Source organism: Exiguobacterium acetylicum (assembly GCF_022170825.1).
In the GTDB taxonomy this organism is placed as follows: Bacteria; Bacillota; Bacilli; order Exiguobacteriales; family Exiguobacteriaceae; genus Exiguobacterium_A; species Exiguobacterium_A acetylicum_B.
This window is the reverse complement of the sequence record NZ_CP081878.1, coordinates 2,786,694-2,807,400: the sequence shown is the minus strand read 5'-3', so window position 1 is coordinate 2,807,400 and position 20,707 is coordinate 2,786,694. Positions and strand designations below refer to the sequence as shown.

Here is a 20,707-nt window from a genome sequence, read left to right as displayed (position 1 = left end):
GAAGCTTTTTTCATACAGTCGACTGTTCGAAAAAGTCATCGACGCGGGAATGCTGGGAATGATTCAACTGTTCTTGGACGATGAGCGACAGGGCGCGGACTTGGAAGTCGGCGACGTAGTAGAAGAGACCGTTATCAAGTTCAGAAATCGACGTCGGTTCAATGAAGATATCAGGATGTGTTAAGTGATGCAGTTGCAGTGAGAGTTCTAATTTATGCTTCACCGGTAGACGGATCGAAGAATAGAAGGCAATCGTCCGATTCGTACAGCGATTGATCAAAATCGGAGACGATCCTACTTCAATCGTCTGTCCGTTCAGCTTCGAAATCGTCACCTTCGCATGGAGACTTAGAATCGGCTCCTTCGGTGGAGCAGTCCCCGTATCTTTTGGATAAAGGGTGCCGTTTTCAAGGAGTTGCTTAAACGTCTCGATATCGACCGGTTTACTGAAGAGATAGCCTTGAATCATGTCACACTCTAGATCCCTGTACAGGTTCAGCTGTTGCATGTTCTCGATGCCTTCTGCAACGACGGTCAGACCGAACTCTTTCGCCATGTAGATGACACTTTTAATGACAGAGAGGCTCTTTGGATCATGTTCGGCATGAATCGCAAACGAACGATCGATCTTCAGGCAATGAATCGGATAACGCTGGACGTAAGAAATCGATGAATAGGCGGTTCCGAAATCATCGAGTGAGAGTTTGACACCGAGATCAACGAGACGATCGAGTGTCTCGAGGACTTGTCCGCCTTCGAGCAGTACGTCGGATTCGAGTAATTCAATCTCTAACAGATGACCAGGAACACCATGTTTTTTTAAGTGTTGTTCGACAACACTCGCAAAGTCACCGTAAAATAGCCGTTTCGGTGATAAGTTGATCGATAGCGGAACGACGTTTTCTGGTTGTTCATCGAGCAGATCACGGATCAATCGGCAGGCTTGATCGAGTACCCAGTCACCGATGTGGATATAGAGATCACTTTCTTCTGAGAGGGACAAGAAATCTTTTGGTGCCAGTCGTCCCCATTCAGGGTGGTCCCAGCGGATCAAGGCTTCTGCACCAACGATACGTCCACTCCAACTATCGACTTTCGGTTGGTACTCAAGGAATAGCTGGTTCTTCTTTATGACATGCCGTAAATCGCGTTCGAGTTGATAACGACGATACATCGTGATGTCGAGTTTCGATGAATAGAACTGGAAGTTACTCTTAGAAATCGACTTAGCACGGCGTAGTGCCGTATATGTCTGTTTAATCAGTTCTTCTGCCGTATGATCATGATGGGCGGAATAAGTGATACCGATGAAGACTTTCGAAAACAGTTCATAGGACAAGACGTCGAACCGATGATGGGTCAGCTCAAGCAATTGATTGGCGAGTCCAATCGCCCGTGTTTCATCAATTTTACCTTTTAAGATGATAAGGAATTTATCTCCAAATAGATGACCTATAAATACCTCTTTTTTGATAAGCTTTTTCACGGCTGCACTTGTTTGTCGGATCCATTCTTCTCCAATCTCGTGACCAAATCGCTCAGCGAGACGGCTATGTTGGTTGAAGGTGACTGTTAATAAAGTAAACGGCGAACGATGCGTCAACAATTCACGAACTTGCTCTAACGTGAAAGCGTGATTTGGTAAATCGGTAATCGGGTCATGCATCGAAAGGTGCCAAATTTCATGTTGTTGTTCTTTCAGACGGGTGATATCGGTCGAGACACCATAGTGACCAAGAACCTCACCCTGTGAATCGATGATCGGGATGCAGGTCTCCTCGACCCAGAATTGACGATCGGGATAATTCAAGCGATAGACGAGTCGCACGACTTCACCTTGTCGGATTTTTGGATATGCTTCCTTCATAAGGACAAGATCTTCTGCTGAGACGAGCTTCGTCCACAGTTGATGATCCTGTTCGATTCGCCTGAGATAATCAGTGTACGGTTCAAGAAAACCGACAGCATGAAAAATCACCGTGTTATCGCTATAACGATGTTCGTAAGCGGTCGTATGCAGGGACGTAAAAAACTTCTTTAGGGAAGCGATGGCAAGATCCCGTTCCTGTTCGAGCTGGATGAGATGTGTCGCATCCTTGAGAATGAAGAGGAGTGAACTCGGAATCGTATCCGTCTGAACGACACCTTCACAGTGAACAATCTTTTGGAACTGATCTCTTCGTCCCATCCGTAACTGCATCGAGAAGGTCGGAATTTGACCTTTATGAAGCGCAAGACTTTGCTCTCGGAAAATTGTTCGATCTTCTGGATGAAGTTCTTCTAGAAAGTCGTAAGCGTCCATTCGTACTAAATGTTTCTTGGAGAGTTGTAATAGTGTAGCGAGAGAGGGCGACGCGACAATTTCTTTTGATGTTGGAACGTATTCAACGAAACTGACACCCTCGATGGCGTTCGTTAATCGGTCTTTTATCAATAGACGCTGGTAATCACTTCGGATTTCCTGCTGATGCGATATATCACGGGCGATTCCGTAGAGACCGATGATGACACGTTGATCGTAAATCGGGATGTTCGTGACGTTCAGCGTCAACCAGTGTCCATCTTTGTGTCGGACCATCGTCGTAAAGTGGACGGTCTCGCCTGAATAGACACGTTTCTTGAACTGCTTGATCTGATCAACTTCGTTCGGCTTTAAAAACGTTTCGAAGTGGAGTTCCCTCAGGCTGTCTCGATCGTATCCGAGCATGAGTGGAAATTTATTGTTGAAGGAAATGAAGTGACCCTTTGTATCCATCGTATAGACAGCATCCGGATGGTTCTCCAAAAAATAAGTGACGTCGGACAGTGTGTATAAATCTAAAGACCCAGGCACAGTTCGTTCAGTAGCACGTTTTTTAAAGAAGCTCATAGGTTTCACCTCGAGGATCATTTTTTTGTTGTCTACAGCATAACAATATTTGTCAATTTTGAATATGTAATCTATTAAAAAAAAGGCAAACAGGATTTTAATAGGCCTTTCGATTCATCTCTGTCGGATATTACCTTTTTGTTCAAAAAAACTCATAATTCACGCTAAGTCGACCGATATACTGAGAGGAAAGAATTGAACATGAAGTCAATGAGGAGATGAACGCATGCTACGAGGAATGTACACGGCGTCGAATGCGATGCAGGCATTACAACGCCAACAGGAAATGCTCAGTAACAACTTGGCGAATGCGCGGACGCCGGGCTTCCGTGCCGATCAAGCGTCACTCCGGACATTTCCGGAGATGTTGATTCAGCAGACAGCAAACAATGAACGGACAGGTGTGCGGGGAGTCGCGACGGTCGGAAAACTCGCGACCGGTGTCTTCATGCAGGCAGCAACGCCGAACTTCACCCAAGGATCGATCACGGAGACGGGCAATGCAACGGATTTACAAATCAGTTCGCTTGAAGGGGCGCCACTCTTTACGATCCGTCATCAGGATCCGCTGACGGGAGACGAAGAGACCCTTTATACGACGAATGGACAGTTTGCCGTCGGTCAGGATGGATTACTTCGGACGACGGAGAATGATCTCGTCCTTGATACGAACGGACAACCTCTCAACGTCGTCAATGAAGATTTCCTAGTTGACGCAAACGGTGCTGTCACGGACGGAAACGGTCAAGCCATCGGAAACCTAGGTCTCGTCGTAACGGATCAACCGGAGACGCTCGAACGGACAGGAAACGGTTTGTTCCGTTCCGCTGATCCATTGAATGCCGGAAACATCCGGGTTGATCAAGGCGTACTCGAACTTGGGAACGTCGAGGTTGAACAGACGATGGCAGAAATGAACGCCGGTCTGCGCCAGTTCGAAGCCAATCAAAAAGTCATTCAAGCGTACGACCGGACAGCGGAGAAGGCTGTTTCCGAAATCGGACGCGTTCGCTAACTGAGGAGGATACGATGCAATCAATCTATACATCCGCAAGTACGATGGGACAGCTGCAAAAGCAGCTCGATACGACCGGTCAAAATCTTGCTAACGTCGATACGAATGGCTATAAACGTCGGGATGCCCAGTTCAATGAACTGCTCGTCCGTAATATCAATAACCAAGCAACAGGATTCACACCGGGACCGTTGACGACACCAGAAGGACTTCGACTCGGTGTCGGAGGGTACGTCGCAAACGAAGCGACACGGTTTGGCGTCGGAACGTTCCGGACGACGGACCGGAAACTCGATGCAGCACTCGGCAATCCACATCATTTCTTCGGCGTCGTCGATACGGATGGTGTAACGAAGTTTACGCGCGACGGAAACTTTCAGTTGTCGCCGCAAGCGAACGGACAAGTCCTGCTGACGGATGATGCCGGACGTTCTGTCATCAATCAGGCGAATGATCCGATCGTCTTACCAGGGAACGCGACAGAGATTGAATTGAACAAGGACGGAAACATCACAGGCATCTTAAACGGAGATCGACGCGTACTCGCTCGAGTAGGTGTCGCGGATATCCCGAACTACGGTGAGCTGACAGAAGTCGGTGGTGGCTTGTTCACGGCAACTGGACAATACCAGAATGCAGCAGGTAATCCATTGACAGTCGGCCGACTCGAGACATCAAACGTCGATATGGCGCTTGAGATGACGAACTTGACGCAGCTCCAGCGGGCGTATCAGTTCAACTCGAAAGCGTTGATGACGAGTGATCAGATGATGGGAATCGTCACGTCGCTTAAATAATTTCACAGCAAAAGGGTGATGCTTCTCACATCGAGAGGTATCACCCTTTTCATTATTTTTCTTGTAACGCAAGATAAATCGCTGCCATGTCGGCATCGCCATAATCAGGTTTCGCTTCAGCGTAGCTAGCGTTCGTCGCTTGCGCAAGTGGTAGCTTGAGCCGTTGGCGTCTCGCTTCAGCCGTGATGAGACCGAGATCCTTCGCCATCAGACGGAGCGGGAAGGCGGACGGGAAATCGTTCTTCCGGTACATGTCACGTTTGCCGGTGAAGAGTGGGGTGTTCATCCCGGAAGCACTGATCATCTGGATCAGTTTCTCTTTCTCAAGACCTGCCCCCTCTCCAAGCAACAACGTCTCCGCGACCCCTTGTCCGACGACGGCAAGCAATAAATTAATCGCAAGCTTCGCCGTACTCCCTGTGCCGTGTGCTCCAAAATGAATCGTTTCCTTGCCGAGTAAGTCAAGATATGGCTGACAGGTCGAAACGACTTCTCCGTCACCACCGGCAAGCAGGACGAGCTGACCGTTTTCTGCGACTGGAACGGATCCTGAGACAGGCGATTCGAGATACGTTCCGCCACTATTTTCGACGAGGCGAGCCATCTCCTTCGTTTCGTCTGGTGAGATCGTACTTAAATTGATAATCGTCTTACGAGCTAGGTCCTCTTGCACGCTTTCGAGAACGGACGCGACAGCTGGTCCGTCTGCGAGCATGACGAAGATGATATCGCTTTGATGCACTACGTCCTGTGCTTCTTTGACAGCTGTTGCTCCTCGTTCAGTCAGCGGAGCTGTCTTTTCATACGTCCGGTTGTAGACGGTCAAGCCATGCCCACCGTCGAGCAGGCGTTTTGCCATCGGTACCCCCATATGTCCTAACCCAATCCATCCAAGTTGCATGTCGATTCCTCCTTAAAATAATGCGCTTTTGACTATACCCTCACTTTATCCAATCTAACGACAAAAAAGACCGTCCACGTGATGTGAACGGTCGAATGATTAATCTTCGTACGTAAGGATCGTCGAGATGACAGCAATCGGGAAACGAATCGTAAAGGTCGATCCGACACCAACGACGGATTCGACATCAATCGTTCCGTTATGGTGTTTGACGATTTCCTTACAGATCGACAGACCAAGACCGGTCCCGCCGATTTTTCGTGTCTCGGAGTTATCAACACGATAGAACTTATCGAATAGCTTCGGGAGAGCCTCTTGCGGAATCCCGATGCCTTCATCCTGAATTCGGATTTGAGCGAAACCGAGTTCGTTTGAAATCCGGATCAAGACCGTACCCCCGCTTGGCGAGTACTTGACGGCATTACTGAGTAGGTTGTTCAGCAATTGCTTCATCTTCTCCGCATCCCCGTCGATCATGATTGGTCCACGTGCCTCGAAATCAATCGTATGTGTCTCATGTGAGACATCATAGAACTCGATCAAGTCCTGAGCCAGTTCGACGACATCAAACGTCGACATCTCATAGCGATGTTCGCTCGACTCCATCCGCTGGACGTCGAGGAAGTCATTGACGAGTGTCGTCAGGCGACCGGTCTCCGAGTGGATCGTCTGGAGATACTTCCGTTGCCGTTCTTCCTCGAACCGTTTGTTGAGCATCAGTTCCGTGAAGCCATAGATCGAAGAGAGCGGTGTCCGCAATTCATGTGAAACAGTCGAGACGAACTCTTCCTTCATCCGCTCCGCTTCTGTTTCCTTCGTGACGTCGCGCAGGACAAGCATCGTACCGACCCAGGTACCGTCGACTTCAATCTTCTCGGCGTAAATCTGAATATAGGTGCTGTGTTTACGAATCGAGACGATCAAACTATCTTTCGGTAAGTTCAGTTCAACAATTTGTTCGATGTAGCGCTCGAATGCTGCCGGCTCATCAATGATGTCAGCGAGTGCTTGCATCGCTTGTTCGAAAGCAGAGCGCTCTTCGTCTTCGAACTGTGTCGGAACTTCTGGGAACAACGTCATCAGCGGTTCGTTGACGAGCAACTCATCCGTCTCATGTTCGATGTAGACGACAGCTTCACGAATCGAGTTCAATAGTTGCGTCGTCTTGTTCTTTTCGCGAATCATCTCCTCATAGATCCCCATCCGTAAGAGTGAGAGAGACAATTGATGCGAGAACGACAGAATGTCGTTCATTTGCTCCGTCGTGAAGGCATCGCGATAACGCACGAGATAGATGCAGGCGATCATGTGCTCTTTCGTCGGATCAAGAACCGGTACGGCGACTTCATACATATAGTACGGGTACGGGAGTGGGCTCTCGTGTGCGACCTGTTTTGATGAATGGACAGGACGCTTCAAGAGACGTGCCCGGTGCAAGAGCGATTGATCGTCAGAGACGAGACGCCCGACCATTTCTTCCGTCATTCCGTAGTCGATCGTTGAGCGGACTTCTTGTTGATCAAGGAATAACAGGGCACCAATCTCAGAATGCGTGATCGAGACGAGCTTTTCGATGATTTCCGGATATGCCGTCAACGTCTCGCGGGAGGCGAGTGTCTCTGTCAATTCATTGCGGTACTTCAGATGTTGTTCACTGCGAAGCGTGATATCGAGTGCTTCTTCAAGTTCTTCCTGTTGTGCTTGCAGTTCTTCTTGCTGGGCGACGAGTTCTTCCTGTTGCGCCTGAAGCTCTTCGTTCTTCGCGAGCATATGGACCTTATTATCGGCAATCGACGCCGCCATCTGATTGAATGATGTCGTCAACGTGTACAGCTCGTCCTTACGTTTTGGCAATGGAATCGCTTGGATGTCTTCACCTGTTGCAAGTAGTGCACTATCACGAGACAGGGCGTTGACTTGTTTTGTAATACGACTGATGAACGGACGTACGAGCGACAAGAGGACTAGGATCAAGACGACGAGGTTCGAGAGCCAGATGAACTGCGCGACGCGCATTTCACCTAGAAGATCGTTCTTCGCATCGACTTCTTTGCCTTGGATCAGTGTCAGATAATCAGCAAGTAACGTATCAATCCGTGTCATGTCGACATCAGCATCTGATAAACTGACCGATCCACGTAACGTCCCGTTTGCAGTGAACAAATCTTTTCCGTTCGACAGGGCAGCAAGTGTGTTCGGATCAACGAAGTCTTCGTTGATTTTCCCGTCTTTTTTTCCCTCGACGTATTCGTTAAGGAGCGGAAGTGATGTTCCGAAATAATCATCATAGATTTGACGGGTTGCCGTTGCATATTCCTTTCCTTGCTCATACACGGCATACTTTTCGAACCATGTCGTTAAGCGATTGATTTCTTGTTGGTTCGTCTTGACGGCATCAAGTGTCTCTTGTGAGCCAGTCAATAAGTAGGTTTTGACGTTGCTTTGCGCGACAGTCCACTCGTTCGCTAGTGCATTGGCGTTCGTCCGTCGTTCTCGTAAATCATCGAACGTCGTATTGGCTTGATCGATTTTCTCTTCCGTATAGAAGTAAACGATTGCAGACGTGATGCTGAGAGCGACAAACACCATATAGAAAGCGAACATCAATTGGCGACCGATCGTATGGTTGATCCATTTCACTGAGGTATCCTCCGTATTCTATTTTTACATGTATTAAAAAGATTTCTTAAGTCCGAATATACTCATCTTACGCACATTCAAGAGTCTCGGCAAATCTGAATCTGCAAAGATGACTAAAACTAATATATCATATACAGGTAAAAACCGAATAAACGATATATTTTTTGAGAATAAGGATTAACAGACGCTATTTTAAGGGAAACATATAGGGGATATTGAACTTTATTCTTTTAAGTAGGGAAGTGGTTAGATGCAAAAAATGTTCGAAAATAAATGGTACCGATTCGCCTGGTGGATCATGACGTTACTGATCATCGTCTGGATCGGTGATCATGTCACGTTCCTGTTCCGACCGGTTGCGATTTTGCTCCAAATGGTCGTACCACCGCTCGCGATTGCCGGGATTCTCTATTATGTCCTGTTGCCGATCGTCGAGTTACTTGAGAAAAAGATGAAGCGGCGACCAGCTGTCTTGATCGTACTTGTTGGTCTGATCGGGATTCTAACAACGCTCGGATTCATCTTTGGTCCAATGCTGTCGGAGCAGATTACGCAGTTCGTCAACTCGATTCCGACGCTTGCGACACAGTTCCAGCGGCAATTGATTGATGTTCGAGAGCAGCTTGAGAACAGTTCTGTCTTTTCCCGTTTCATGTCAGGTCCGGATAATCTATTCAATAAATTCTCCGGTAACATCTCAGAATACGCGTCGACATTCCTGAAGAACATCGGCACGGGTGTCGGTGGGTTCGTCAGTGTCCTGACGACGACGGTCGTGACGATCGTCATCATTCCGATCATGTTGATTTATATGTTGCTTGATGGTGATAAGCTGAAAGGTAATCTCGTCAAACTGATGCCGTATGAATATCATAAGGAAACGAAAAAAATTCTCGGTGACGTTCATTTGACGATCATGAGCTATATTCGGGGGCAAGTCATCGTCAGTATTGGTGTCGGAATCATCGCCTATATCGGCTACTTGATCATCGGGATTGATTATGCGTTACTACTCGCCTTGTTTGCGACACTGACGAACATCATTCCGTTCCTCGGTCCGGTCCTTGGTGTCATTCCAGCGTTGATCGTCGGGTTCATTCAGGATCCGATTCTTGCGATTTATGCAATCATCGTCATGACCGTCGCGCAGCAAATCGATTCGCATATCATGTCACCACTCGTGCAAGGGAAAACGCTTGACGTCCATCCGTTGACGATCATCATCGTCTTACTCGTCGCAGGGAACATCGCTGGTTTCTTCGGTGTCTTGCTAGGTGTTCCATTCTACGCCGTCATGAAGGTCGTCATTCTGAATATTCGTCGTCTCTATCATCTTCGGTCACAAAAGAAGATGGTCATCACGGAGGAAGAGAAGACGTTCGATACGATCATCACTGATCGCGATTGAGTTTTGAAATTCACGTAAAAGTGCGTCATACTGGAGAGGTAGCTAAGAAAAAGGGGGCAGGAATCAGATGGATTCACGTCATACCGAAGAACAAGCCGATTTACTCGCATTACAGAAATTCCAACACAACTTCGAGAACAGTCTGAAGTCGAGCATCATTTATCTTTTGCGTGATGGTGCGTTGACGATTGGGGAACTCGAGCAACGGATCGATCAGTCGCACGGTCAAATCCTTGAGCAATTGCAGGAATTGATCGAAGATGGACTCGTGATCCAACAGATGTCTGAAAAAGTACACGGACTAGCCTATTATTTAACGGCACCCGCTGAAGATCTCGTCCGACAGTTTAAGGAATCGATTCGTTGGAGTAAACAGCACATCCGATATTAAATCAGCAGGTTCCTAGACCTACGAGCAGACGCTCGTAGGTTTTTTTACGGTTTTCAAAACTATGGTTATATAAAATTGAATTAAGTCGTTTTTACACAAAATGGATAGAACTAGTATGAAATAAAATTACAATATATATTAAGTGTTAGTTATTCATAATATATATTATTTATATTTTAATGGTAAATTAATATCTGAAATACTGGTTAATAATAACTATTTAACCATTACTTTTGTAAAAAATTGTATATTTTTAAGGGGATTGCATGCATAATAATAGGTGTACGATTATTTTTTCCGTAGAAAAGGAGTGTTGAAATGAAGAAAAAAGCACCTGATTTTCGAAAGAAGATGAATCGACACCATAGAAACCACACACGAAGACTAGTGAAACTGCTGGCAGCGTCCTCTCTCGCCCTCTCTCCGATCTCATTCACTTATACGAAAACTGAAGCAGCTGAGAATTCTGAAAAGAAGTTTCAGACGCAACAAAGTCAATTCGCGAACTCGGTTCGAAATTCGCTCGTCCAAGGACCGAATCGTGTCAGCTTAGCTGAAGTTCAGTTATTGACGGATGTCGCGGTCAACGCAAATCTGACGGAACAACCGGATAACTATGATTTAGTCCTTAATTTGACCGGTGTTGGATTAGCCGATGCGGAAGTATTGAACCCGGACCGGGTAGCTGTCTTCAACATTCCAGATTTAGCGGGAAAAATGCAGGCGAATGGTAATGCGTCAGTCAGTGTTGAATTGTTACCAATTACACTTGAAGATTTACCGACGCTCAAAGGTCAGCTTGATCCGTTGACGGGAACAGTAGCAGATACTGTGACTGACCTATTAGCGGGTATTGATCGATTACAAAGAACGCCAGTCGTAGGTAGTTTGTTGAGAGTGGAGGGGCTAACCGAATTAACGGATGCCCTGGATAATCTACAGAATTTAGATACCGCACTGTCGGATCTTTTGGATTACGAAGGTTCTGCTCCAGTTACTGTTAATCCGGATGGTTCAATCGTGATTGACTTTAGTGATGGTTTAGGACAGCATCTTGATACGTTAACGAAGCAAGTCGTTCAAGATGCATTGACCGATTTGGTCAATGCCATCACGAACTTAAAACTATCCGGAATAGCAGGAAACTTAATTGATCCCGTTTTAAACCCAGTCAAAGATCTATTGCCAGGTGTGAACAGCCTTTTGACGGCAGTGACAAACGATACGGTTAACTTGTCAAATGAACTCGCAGGTGTACAAGTACTCGGACCAACTTCTGTTAGTGCCAATATCATCGTGGATAAACCGGCTGGAGTTGCTCAAGACGAAGTTGTTGTTACGGGATCTGTCGTCAATACGTCTGCAATCGATGCACAACTGCTGGCTGATCTAGATGGTCAAGATACGATCGTCTTTGATGAAGAGGCAGATGGAGACGCGGACGCGGATGCGGATGCAGATGCTGATGCAGATGCCGATGCAGATGCTGACGCCGATGCCGATGCCGACGCTGACGCTGATGCTGATGCTGATGCTGATGCTGATGCGGATGCTGACGCTGACGCCGATGCGGATGCGGATGCCGACGCCGATGCCGACGCCGATGCTGACGCTGATGCCGATGCTGATGCGGATGCAGATGCTGATGCGGACGCTGACGCCGATGCGGATGCCGATGCGGATGCCGACGCGGATGCTGACGCTGATGCTGACGCGGATGCTGACGCCGATGCTGATGCAGATGCAGATGCCGACGCGGATGCGGATGCCGACGCAGATGCCGACGCAGATGCTGATGCTGATGCGGATGCTGACGCTGATGCAGATGCGGATGCGGATGCCGACGCCGATGCTGATGCGGATGCAGATGCTGATGCGGACGCTGATGCTGACGCCGATGCGGATGCCGATGCGGATGCCGACGCGGATGCTGACGCTGATGCTGACGCGGATGCTGACGCTGATGCGGATGCTGACGCTGATGCCGACGCTGATGCTGATGCCGACGCGGATGCGGATGCTGACGCCGATGCGGATGCTGACGCAGATGCTGATGCGGATGCGGATGCCGACGCGGATGCTGACGCGGATGCAGATGCTGACGCAGATGCTGACGCAGATGCTGATGCGGATGCAGATGCGGATGCTGACGCTGACGCCGATGCGGATGCCGATGCGGATGCCGATGCTGACGCTGATGCTGATGCCGATGCGGATGCTGACGCCGATGCTGACGCCGATGCCGATGCGGATGCGGATGCCGATGCGGATGCCGATGCTGACGCTGATGCTGATGCCGATGCGGATGCCGACGCGGATGCTGACGCTGATGCTGATGCCGACGCTGACGCCGATGCTGACGCCGATGCAGATGCTGATGCTGACGCTGATGCTGATGCGGATGCCGACGCTGATGCGGATGCCGACGCGGATGCCGACGCGGATGCTGACGCTGATGCTGACGCCGATGCTGATGCGGATGCAGATGCTGATGCGGACGCTGACGCTGACGCCGATGCGGATGCCGATGCGGATGCCGACGCTGATGCTGACGCTGATGCTGACGCTGATGCTGACGCCGATGCTGATGCAGATGCAGATGCCGACGCTGACGCTGATGCCGACGCAGATGCCGACGCTGATGCGGATGCTGACGCCGATGCGGATGCTGACGCTGACGCCGATGCCGATGCGGATGCCGACGCAGATGCCGACGCCGACGCTGATGCTGATGCAGATGCAGATGCGGATGCTGACGCTGATGCCGACGCAGATGCCGACGCTGATGCGGATGCTGATGCGGATGCTGACGCCGATGCCGATGCGGATGCCGACGCAGATGCCGACGCTGATGCTGATGCAGATGCGGATGCTGATGCGGATGCTGATGCTGACGCAGATGCTGATGCGGATGCCGACGCTGATGCGGATGCTGACGCCGATGCTGACGCCGATGCGGATGCTGATGCGGATGCTGATGCTGATGCTGATGCGGATGCTGATGCTGACGCAGATGCTGATGCTGATGCTGACGCAGATGCTGACGCAGATGCAGATGCAGATGCCGACGCCGATCAAGATAATGACGGCGACAATGATAACAACAATGGTGGAGACAATGACAGTGGTAACGATAACGATGGCAAAGAGGATCCAGACAATGTCTCAAGTGCGAACGATGATAACGACAATGTCATCATTCCGATCCCAGTCGTCACGCCACCAACGACTCCACCAGGAAATGGTCCAGTTGTCGCACCAACTCCTGGCATAAGCCCGATCTCTAGCCCGAATGTGAAACCAGCTCCTTCGACTGGTGCAGTAAACGGACCGAACGTTAGACCAACTTTGCCAGTGAATACAGTCAGTGCACCAACGAATAAATCGCCACTCCTTTCAAAACCGATCACGCAACCGGTCAAACGAATCGTCGGTGGCACGTTACCGAACACTTCGGAAAATCTGTTCTTGATCACCCTCATGGGAATGCTTGCGACAGCAGCCGGATTGTTCACGAAACTATTCCGTCGCCGTCCACAAGAGTAAGTCATGCTGTAGTTGATCGTAGTGGGGCAATGTGTGCCTCACTGCGATTCATCCTTTTAGAATAGGAGTGAAGTTGAACATGGATTTGCTCAACCGATTCACCACTGCCATGGATGTACTGGAACAACACATGAATACCGATGATATTTACTACTGGAATCGCCAGATGATTTTGTTCGTCTCACTCGGACAATGGTCGGAACGAGCTCATGTCGTTCGATTTCAAGGAAAAGGACTACAATCTGTAACGGATCAAGCACGCAATTGGCTCCGCAAACAACCAGAAGTAGAATGGTTGAAGCTCGACATCGCCCGAAACTTTGAGGCACTCTCGTTTGAAACGTTAAACGAACGGGTGAAAGAAACACGGAAAAACTACTTCCGGTGCGGAATCGCGTTTGATCGGAAGATGAAATGTGCTTATCTAGAAGAAGAATTGAATGGAAATGCTGTTTTGACAAAGGATCCAACGCATCAAGAACTACACATCAATCTAACGAACTTGAGCAACTATGCACAACAACAAGGGCGGACGGAACGGATTGCTTTTCATCCGACAAGTCCATGCCTCCTCTTTGATACACTCGGTGTCTTCGCAGATGAGACGCCACACATACTTGAAGTGACGCGTGATGTTGAAAAAATCCGTGATACGACAAGTGAACTTCCTTCTGAAATCAAGACGATCGTCGCCCAGTCGAGTGAGTATCTTGCTCACCAAGTCCGAACGAATGGTCGCTTCCAATATGGTTACTTCCCATGCTTTGATAAACCCATCAAGTTTTACAATAGCTTACGTCATGCGAGTACACTTTATTCGATGATTGAAGCCTATCGACTGACGCCAAATCGGACGTTACGTCAAGCAATCGATCGAGCAAAACGCTATTTGGTCGAAGAATTAATCGTACATGAGGAGGAGCGATCCTTCGTTCTCGATCGCGAATCAAATGAAATCAAACTCGGTGCGAATGCTGCAGCCATCTTAGCGTTGACGGAATACATGCAGACATTTCAGACGATGGAAGATTTACGACTGAGTCAACGACTCGCAACAGGTATTCTTTCACTGCAACAACCGTCGGGACAATATCTCCATGTGCTTGAGTATCCGTCGTTTGCGTTGAAGGATGCGTTTCGGATCATCTATTACGAAGGAGAGGCGACGTACGCCTTGATGCGGCTGTACGCACTCGATTCCAATCCACGTTGGCTCGACAGTGTCGTCCAATCGTTTGATCATTTCATCGCGAAATCGTACTGGAAGTTCCATGATCACTGGTTGAGTTATAGCGCAAACGAGCTAACAAAATGGCTGCCGGAAGATCGTTATTTTCAGTTCGGTCTCAAGAACGTCGCGCCGAAACTCGACTTCATCCATCACCGGGAGACGACATATCCGACGTTCCTTGAGTTGATGCTAGCGGCACGCGAGATGATTGATCGGATCGAAGCGATGGGACGAGCGGACTTATTAGACGACTTTCCACTCGAATGGCTCGACCAGACAATCGAACGACGGATGGTCTATCAACGGAACGGCTTCTTTTATCCGGAAGTCGCGATGTATATGAAGAAACCGGAGCGGATTCTCGGAAGCTTTTACATTCGACACCACTCGATGCGAGTACGGATTGATGACGTCGAGCATAACTTGTCGGGTTATTGCCGGGCATGGACACGGATGCTGAAGGAGGTGCCGTCATGATGCGACGCCTGTCAACGGGATTGCTAGTTATTGGACTTTTGTTGCTCGGATACGTCGGCTATCAGAAACTGACGGTTCAGCAGACTTTGACGACGGAACTGGCAAAAGCAAAAGATGTCGTCCAGGCAGAAGGAACGTCATCGACCACAGCAAAATCAGAAACAAAGAGTAAACGGTCGAAGGAGAAGACCGAGGATGTCCTCTTTCAAACGGGTGAGACGGTCGGTTATTTAGAAGTTCCGTCACTTGAAATGGAGTTGCCGGTACTTGAAGGCGTCGATGATGCGACACTCGCAAAAGGAATCGGTCATCATCCGGAGACAGCATTTCCGGGGCAAGGTGATCGGATTTTTCTCGCGGGGCACAACGATACGACGTTCTCGAAAATCAGTAAGCTAAAGAAGGGAGACGAAGTCGTCCTCTATCTCGCGAACGGCTCCTATCGCTACGTCATGCAGTCGAGTGAAATCGTCGATTATAAAGACACACGGGTTCTCGAGTCAACGAAGCAAGAGTCACTCGTCGTCTCGACCTGTTATCCGTTTTATAACGTCACGAACAGCACGGAACGTTATTTGATCTACTTTGAACCGGTCGAGGGGGATGCGTCATGACACGAATCGGAATTTTACGCTTAAATGAGACGCCCCAGTTTCGCGATAAGATTGCCTGCGTCATCGGTGCCTCGATGGGGGTCGACATCTTCTTTTTCCGACCGCGTGATGTCGATTTCGAAAATCGGACGATCCGGGGACTCTTCTTTGACGAAGATGCGTGGCATCAAAGTATGTATGAGTTTCCGGACGTCATCTATAATCATTTGCCACTCAGTGATGCGGATAAGGAATTGTTTAATCGTCTCGCAACCGAGATTCCGTTTACGACGCACCGGATTGGGAATAAAAACGTCGTCCTACGTCAATTGGCACAAGAAGGCACGTTTCAGGATGTCTTGATTCCAATGCACCGGGTAAAGAAAGGAAAGACGATTTTGCCGCTGATGGAGAAATACGGAAAAGTCGTTTTCAAGCCGGCGAATGGTAAACAAGGACAACGGATTTATACGATTGAACCAGAAGGCGACGAGTATCGATTCAGCCATCTATTGGAGTCAACTGTCTGTTCGACAGGGGAATTGATCACCCGCATCGAAGAAGAGACCAAACGGAATCCGATGATCGTCCAGCCGTTCATCGCCTCGCAAACGATCCATGGGCACTCGTATTGTATGCGAATCCATGTCGCGAAGGGAGCAAACGGGCAATGGAAACTCGTTAAATATTTTCCGTTCGTCAGCAACAATCACCAAGAATCGGTCAGCCATCTCAGTCATGGAGCGTTTTCGACGACGCGGATGGACATCTTCATGAAGCAGAACTATCCGGATCAACATGAAGCGATTTCGCGACGGATCGTTGACTTTGCGCGACGGTTCCCCGTCTATTTCGAATCGTTTTATGATTACCCGCTCGATGCACTCGGGATCGATGTCGGGATCGGTGCGGATGGAAAAATCTATCTCTATGAGGTCAATAGTCTACCGGGAACGCGGTATGTCGAGTTTCAGGCAGAGTATCTCGCGGTCCAGTATTGCCAGTACCTTGCGACACATGGGCGTCCCGGTGTACATGGACTCGATCGGGGATGGATGAAGGAACGGATCGAGGCTTAGAAAAGAGGCGACGTGTGAAGACAGTATTGTTTTATGTGATGTCGGGCTTGCTCGTCCTCATCATCGTAACGAAATTTATGGTCCCGCTCTTCGGTTGGTTTCAGGCGGAAGAGCCTGCGAAAGAGACGAAACCGCGGACATCGATCCGTCTTGATGAAGCGCAGTTGAAGCAGTTTGATCGCGAAGATAGACTGGGCGTCGTCTATGAGATGGCAGGATTGAAGCTGAAGACGCTAGACGTTGATACGACGGAAAAAACACGACAAACGCCACTCGTTCAGATGAAGGTCGAAAAACAAAAGCTCCTCCAAGTGATGGGGGAGACGGGACGGTTGCTTGCAATCACGGTTAAAGTGACGAATCAATCAGCGGATGAAATCGAGATCTTACCAAAAATCGGGGAGTATGAGACAGCGGACGAGATCGTAACGATCGCGGATCAGTTTAATGCCTTGAACGGTACGTATCAGCCGGATGAAAGCCGGATTGGGATCGTCTTCATTCCGTCGGAACAGCTCCGCGTGACGGAAGGGCGACTTAGTCTATTTTATGAGACGATGTCTGGTAAGAAACAACTCCGAATTGCATTACCAGCAGCGAATAAATGAACAACGGGATGCCTCCGACTTGGAGACATCCCGTTTCGTTATTTCTGAACAGCGCTGAAAGCGTCTTCTGATTCGATTCCGGCTTTACTGACAGCTGTGATGACAAAACGACCGGTTGCATCTTCAGGAAGCGGGAACGCTTTACGCTCGATCGATTCTGTCGTACCGAGTTTTTTACGTTTTCCGTCTTTTTCTTGGTAGACATTGTATTTGACGACGTCTTCATCAGGTGACGCATACCAGTTGATGAAACCGCCACTGACGCGGATATTCGTCGCGGGTTTTGGTGGTGTCTTGACGGGATCTGATGCTTTCTCATCAAGTTCCGTGAAGACGACGAGACGATCATCATACGTCCCTTGATTCTCATCATACGTTCCAATACACGTGATCAAGTTTAAGTTCCGTGTATCTGCAGGACCGAATATTTTCTTCAGTGGTGCTTTTAAGTGATCGTACTGGACGATTTCTTTGACACGGAAGACGAGCTTTCGTCCAGACGCATCTGTGATTTCGACCGGATCACCTTTCTTCAGCTCATGCAGTTTATAGAAGATCGCAGGACCGGTCTTCGTATCGGTGTGACCGTCGATGACGGCATTGCCGACGTCACCGGGGCGCGGACCGAACTTATACCAGCCGGCTTGTTGTTCGTTTTTAGGAGTTGCCATCGCACCATCTTTATCGAGTCCGACTTGTTCGACTTTCGTCTTAATGTCGTGCTTCGGGATGACGAGTTGTTTCGGAAGCTCGACCTCTGTTGCCGAGAGGTCCTTGAACTCTTTCTTGAAGATTTCAGACGGCTTGAGCGGATCTTCTTCCTTCGTCTCGGAAGAGGCCGCGGATTCTGTTTTTGGATCACCTTGTGTGATGTTCGATGTATCTGGTTTGGTTTGACCGAACAAGAGGAACAGCAAGGTTCCGACCGATGCGACCATCAAGAGGATGCTCGCCGGTAATAACCAACGTTTCATAAGCGCGTATCTCCTTTCCGAGAGAAGGGATTCCCTCTATGTACAAAAATAACAGGATAGCATGTCGCTATCCTGTTATTGAGTATACCCAATTTCTTAGGCGTTTTGACGTTTACGTGCGAGGACAAGACCAACTGCTCCGAGTGCAAGACCGAATACTGCGATTGCACCAGTTGTTGCAGCTGCGTTGTTGCTGTCGCTCATACCACCGTTACCTGTGTTAGGCATTGATCCTGGAGTACCATCCATGAACTTCTCTGGTGATTGTTTGACGATTGCATCACCGAGGTTAGCTCCTACGCCGTACATGTAAGCGTAAGACTCACGGAATGTGTCGACAGAACCTTTGTAGTCGCCTTCAACATACTGCATGAACGTATCTTGGATGTATGTCTCGTGACCTGATACCGCTTCTTGTGCTGCTTTTGTTGGAAGGTTTTCTTCTGTTGCTGCACCAAGGAATGCACCGAAATCGTTCGAGAACATTTTGAGCATGTCTTGTGCGTCACCCATCAATTTCTTGTCGTCATTGATTGCTGCTGTGACGAGGTTCGCTTGTGCTTCGATGTGGTTTTTCGTCCACACTTGTTCGAATTGATCTGCACCGGCTTGACCGTAGACTGATTTCATTGCTGCTTTGAAGTCAGCTGTGTGCATATCTTCAGCCCAGTTTGCTGCATCGTAGTCTTTCGCTTGATCGACGCCAGCTGTCATGCTGAGGTTTGCAAGAGCAACGTGTTCAGCTGCAAGGCTGTTGAGTGTTGAGCGAAGATCTGCTGCTTTAGAATCAGCTTTCGTGTTGTCGAATTTCTCAGGCATCTGTGTTGTGATTGCAACAGAGAGTGCTTTTGAGATATCGTACATGCGGCTGTAACCTTCACGGAACGTGTTATATGATCCTTCATAGTCACCAGCTGCATATTGCTGGAATGTTTTGTAGACGTCTGCTTCGTGAGCACGGAGGACTTCTTCAGCTGCTGCTTTCGGGAGTTTACCTTCCGTTGCTGTATCGAGGAAGCTTGAGAGATCTTGTACGAACTCTTCTGTTTCTTTCTTCGAAGCGTTGATACCGTCTTGGTCGTCAGCTTTTACGGCTTTGACGAGGTCAGTCGTATATTTATTGTGATCTACGAAGATTTTCTCGAACTGTTTTGCGCCTTCTTCGCCGTAGACTGAAGCGATTGCTGGAGTCATGTCGAGTGCATTTTGTTTGAGTGCTGCTTCGTAATACTGTGCGTCTTTTGAACCGTCGTATTGTTTTTTCATGTCCATGACTGCGAGGACGAAGTGCTCAGAGAGTAACTGATCGAGTGTTGCACGAAGGTCAGCGGCTTTTGTTTTGACCGTGACGTTTTTCGGTGCATCTTGTTTCATGTCTTCTCCGCCACCGGAAGCGAATGCTGCCGTTCCTGGTAGTACGAGTGCTGCTGCCATTGCTGATGCTGCGAATTTTTTCGTGTGTTTCATCTTAAATCATTCCTCTCAGTTTATGGTTTATTTGGTAGGTGTTTCTTGCCTGTTCTGAATAGCTTACGCAACGTCGGTTAGTTTGGATTGCATCAAGTTTTAATTTTTTTAAATGAATGGTGAACTTGTATTTCATGCTGTCCAATGGACCGTTGCTGCGTCGTTCTGGAAAGCTTACGCCGAGTAGTTCATCTTGGATTTAAAAAAGTGTAAAAAAACCGCAGAACGTGGGAAACTGTTTTTCTCCTTCCTTATATACACAAACTAAAATTTTTTAGAGGAATTGCCTGTCTGGTCGTGTTACACTAGTTGCGGAACACGTTTTGTAGCGAATTTGGAACTATTTAATACCAGGTACTAATATGCTATACTGTTCTCAGACTGAATCAATGAAAGGTGATCAAGATGGTACAAAACCAAACAGGCACGGATCAGCCAACGCGTGAACGCCTGAAAAAGAAGCAACAAGCTTCAAACCAGGAAACCGGCAATTCGGAGCACAAATCAGAGCAACGTCTTCGTGCGTATTCGACACGCCGAGTTCCGATCATCGTACGTGTACTGATCGTTCTCGTTCTCATCGTCGTAGCACTGATCGTCGGCGCAATGGTGGGTTATGCGACGTTTGGTGGTGGCGAGGCAATGGATGTGTTAAAGCTCGACACATGGACCCGCATCACCGATTTTTGGATGAAATCTTAATTTAATCAG

Annotated in this window: 15 protein-coding genes; 10 read left to right on the top strand and 5 right to left on the bottom strand. The window is 48.5% G+C overall.

Features of this window, described 5'->3' with window-relative positions; all coding sequences use genetic code 11:
• Positions 1-10: 10 nt before the first annotated feature.
• Positions 11-2,869 carry a sensor domain-containing protein gene (locus K6T22_RS14555; protein ID WP_238237986.1) on the bottom strand — a complete coding sequence of 953 codons (2,859 nt, stop codon included), beginning with the start codon at positions 2,867-2,869 and terminating at the stop codon, positions 11-13.
• A gap of 226 nt (positions 2,870-3,095) precedes the next feature.
• On the opposite strand from K6T22_RS14555, the gene K6T22_RS14550 reads away from it, so the two are divergent.
• Positions 3,096-3,884, top strand: a complete 789-nt coding sequence (locus K6T22_RS14550; RefSeq protein ID WP_238237985.1) for a flagellar hook-basal body protein — start codon at positions 3,096-3,098, stop codon at positions 3,882-3,884.
• Positions 3,885-3,898: 14 nt separating this feature from the next.
• Entirely contained in the window at positions 3,899-4,681 is a 783-nt protein-coding gene (locus tag K6T22_RS14545; protein ID WP_238237984.1) for a flagellar hook-basal body protein, read from the top strand.
• A 52-nt stretch (positions 4,682-4,733) separates the two neighbouring features.
• On the opposite strand, the gene K6T22_RS14540 is transcribed toward K6T22_RS14545, so the two are convergent.
• Together K6T22_RS14540 and K6T22_RS14535 are read right to left on the bottom strand one after the other, a co-directional pair.
• Positions 4,734-5,582 carry an NAD(P)-dependent oxidoreductase gene (locus K6T22_RS14540; protein WP_238237983.1) on the bottom strand — a complete coding sequence of 283 codons (849 nt, stop codon included), beginning with the start codon at positions 5,580-5,582 and terminating at the stop codon, positions 4,734-4,736.
• A 99-nt stretch (positions 5,583-5,681) separates the two neighbouring features.
• The gene (locus K6T22_RS14535; protein WP_238237982.1) at positions 5,682-8,222 is read right to left on the bottom strand and encodes an ATP-binding protein; all 2,541 of its coding nucleotides are present in this window, start codon (positions 8,220-8,222) and stop codon (positions 5,682-5,684) included.
• A gap of 250 nt (positions 8,223-8,472) precedes the next feature.
• On the opposite strand from K6T22_RS14535, the gene K6T22_RS14530 reads away from it, so the two are divergent.
• The 7 genes from K6T22_RS14530 to K6T22_RS14500 all read left to right on the top strand — a co-directional run bounded on the left by K6T22_RS14530 (position 8,473) and on the right by K6T22_RS14500 (position 17,555).
• Complete coding sequence (locus tag K6T22_RS14530; protein ID WP_238237981.1) at positions 8,473-9,630, top strand: AI-2E family transporter; 1,158 nt, start codon at positions 8,473-8,475, stop codon at positions 9,628-9,630.
• A 67-nt stretch (positions 9,631-9,697) separates the two neighbouring features.
• Positions 9,698-10,021 carry a winged helix-turn-helix transcriptional regulator gene (locus K6T22_RS14525; RefSeq protein ID WP_029342725.1) on the top strand — a complete coding sequence of 108 codons (324 nt, stop codon included), beginning with the start codon at positions 9,698-9,700 and terminating at the stop codon, positions 10,019-10,021.
• A gap of 318 nt (positions 10,022-10,339) precedes the next feature.
• The gene (locus K6T22_RS14520; RefSeq protein WP_238237980.1) at positions 10,340-13,567 is read left to right on the top strand and encodes an adhesive domain-containing protein; all 3,228 of its coding nucleotides are present in this window, start codon (positions 10,340-10,342) and stop codon (positions 13,565-13,567) included.
• Between the two features lie 79 nt (positions 13,568-13,646).
• Positions 13,647-15,275, top strand: coding sequence for a poly(glycerol-phosphate) alpha-glucosyltransferase (locus K6T22_RS14515; RefSeq protein ID WP_238237979.1), 1,629 nt, complete (start codon positions 13,647-13,649; stop codon positions 15,273-15,275).
• A complete protein-coding gene (locus tag K6T22_RS14510; protein ID WP_238237977.1) occupies positions 15,272-15,889 on the top strand; it encodes a class D sortase in 618 nt (205 codons plus the stop codon). The genes K6T22_RS14515 and K6T22_RS14510 overlap by 4 nt, the downstream gene beginning before the upstream one ends.
• Positions 15,886-16,947 carry a YheC/YheD family protein gene (locus K6T22_RS14505; RefSeq protein ID WP_238237975.1) on the top strand — a complete coding sequence of 354 codons (1,062 nt, stop codon included), beginning with the start codon at positions 15,886-15,888 and terminating at the stop codon, positions 16,945-16,947. Before K6T22_RS14510 ends, K6T22_RS14505 begins: the two co-directional genes overlap by 4 nt.
• A gap of 14 nt (positions 16,948-16,961) precedes the next feature.
• Positions 16,962-17,555 carry a hypothetical protein gene (locus K6T22_RS14500; RefSeq protein WP_047390333.1) on the top strand — a complete coding sequence of 198 codons (594 nt, stop codon included), beginning with the start codon at positions 16,962-16,964 and terminating at the stop codon, positions 17,553-17,555.
• Between the two features lie 38 nt (positions 17,556-17,593).
• Here the strand turns inward: K6T22_RS14500 and K6T22_RS14495 are convergent, their stop codons facing one another.
• A complete protein-coding gene (locus tag K6T22_RS14495) occupies positions 17,594-18,529 on the bottom strand; it encodes a class F sortase (RefSeq protein ID WP_238237973.1) in 936 nt (311 codons plus the stop codon).
• A gap of 96 nt (positions 18,530-18,625) precedes the next feature.
• Entirely contained in the window at positions 18,626-19,996 is a 1,371-nt protein-coding gene (locus K6T22_RS14490; RefSeq protein ID WP_238237972.1) for a copper amine oxidase, read from the bottom strand.
• Positions 19,997-20,401: 405 nt separating this feature from the next.
• Here K6T22_RS14490 and K6T22_RS14485 point away from each other — a divergent pair, with 405 nt between their 5' ends.
• Positions 20,402-20,698 (top strand): DNA-directed RNA polymerase subunit beta, encoded by a 297-nt coding sequence (locus K6T22_RS14485; RefSeq protein ID WP_238237970.1) that lies wholly within the window; start codon positions 20,402-20,404, stop codon positions 20,696-20,698.
• Positions 20,699-20,707 lie beyond the last annotated feature (9 nt).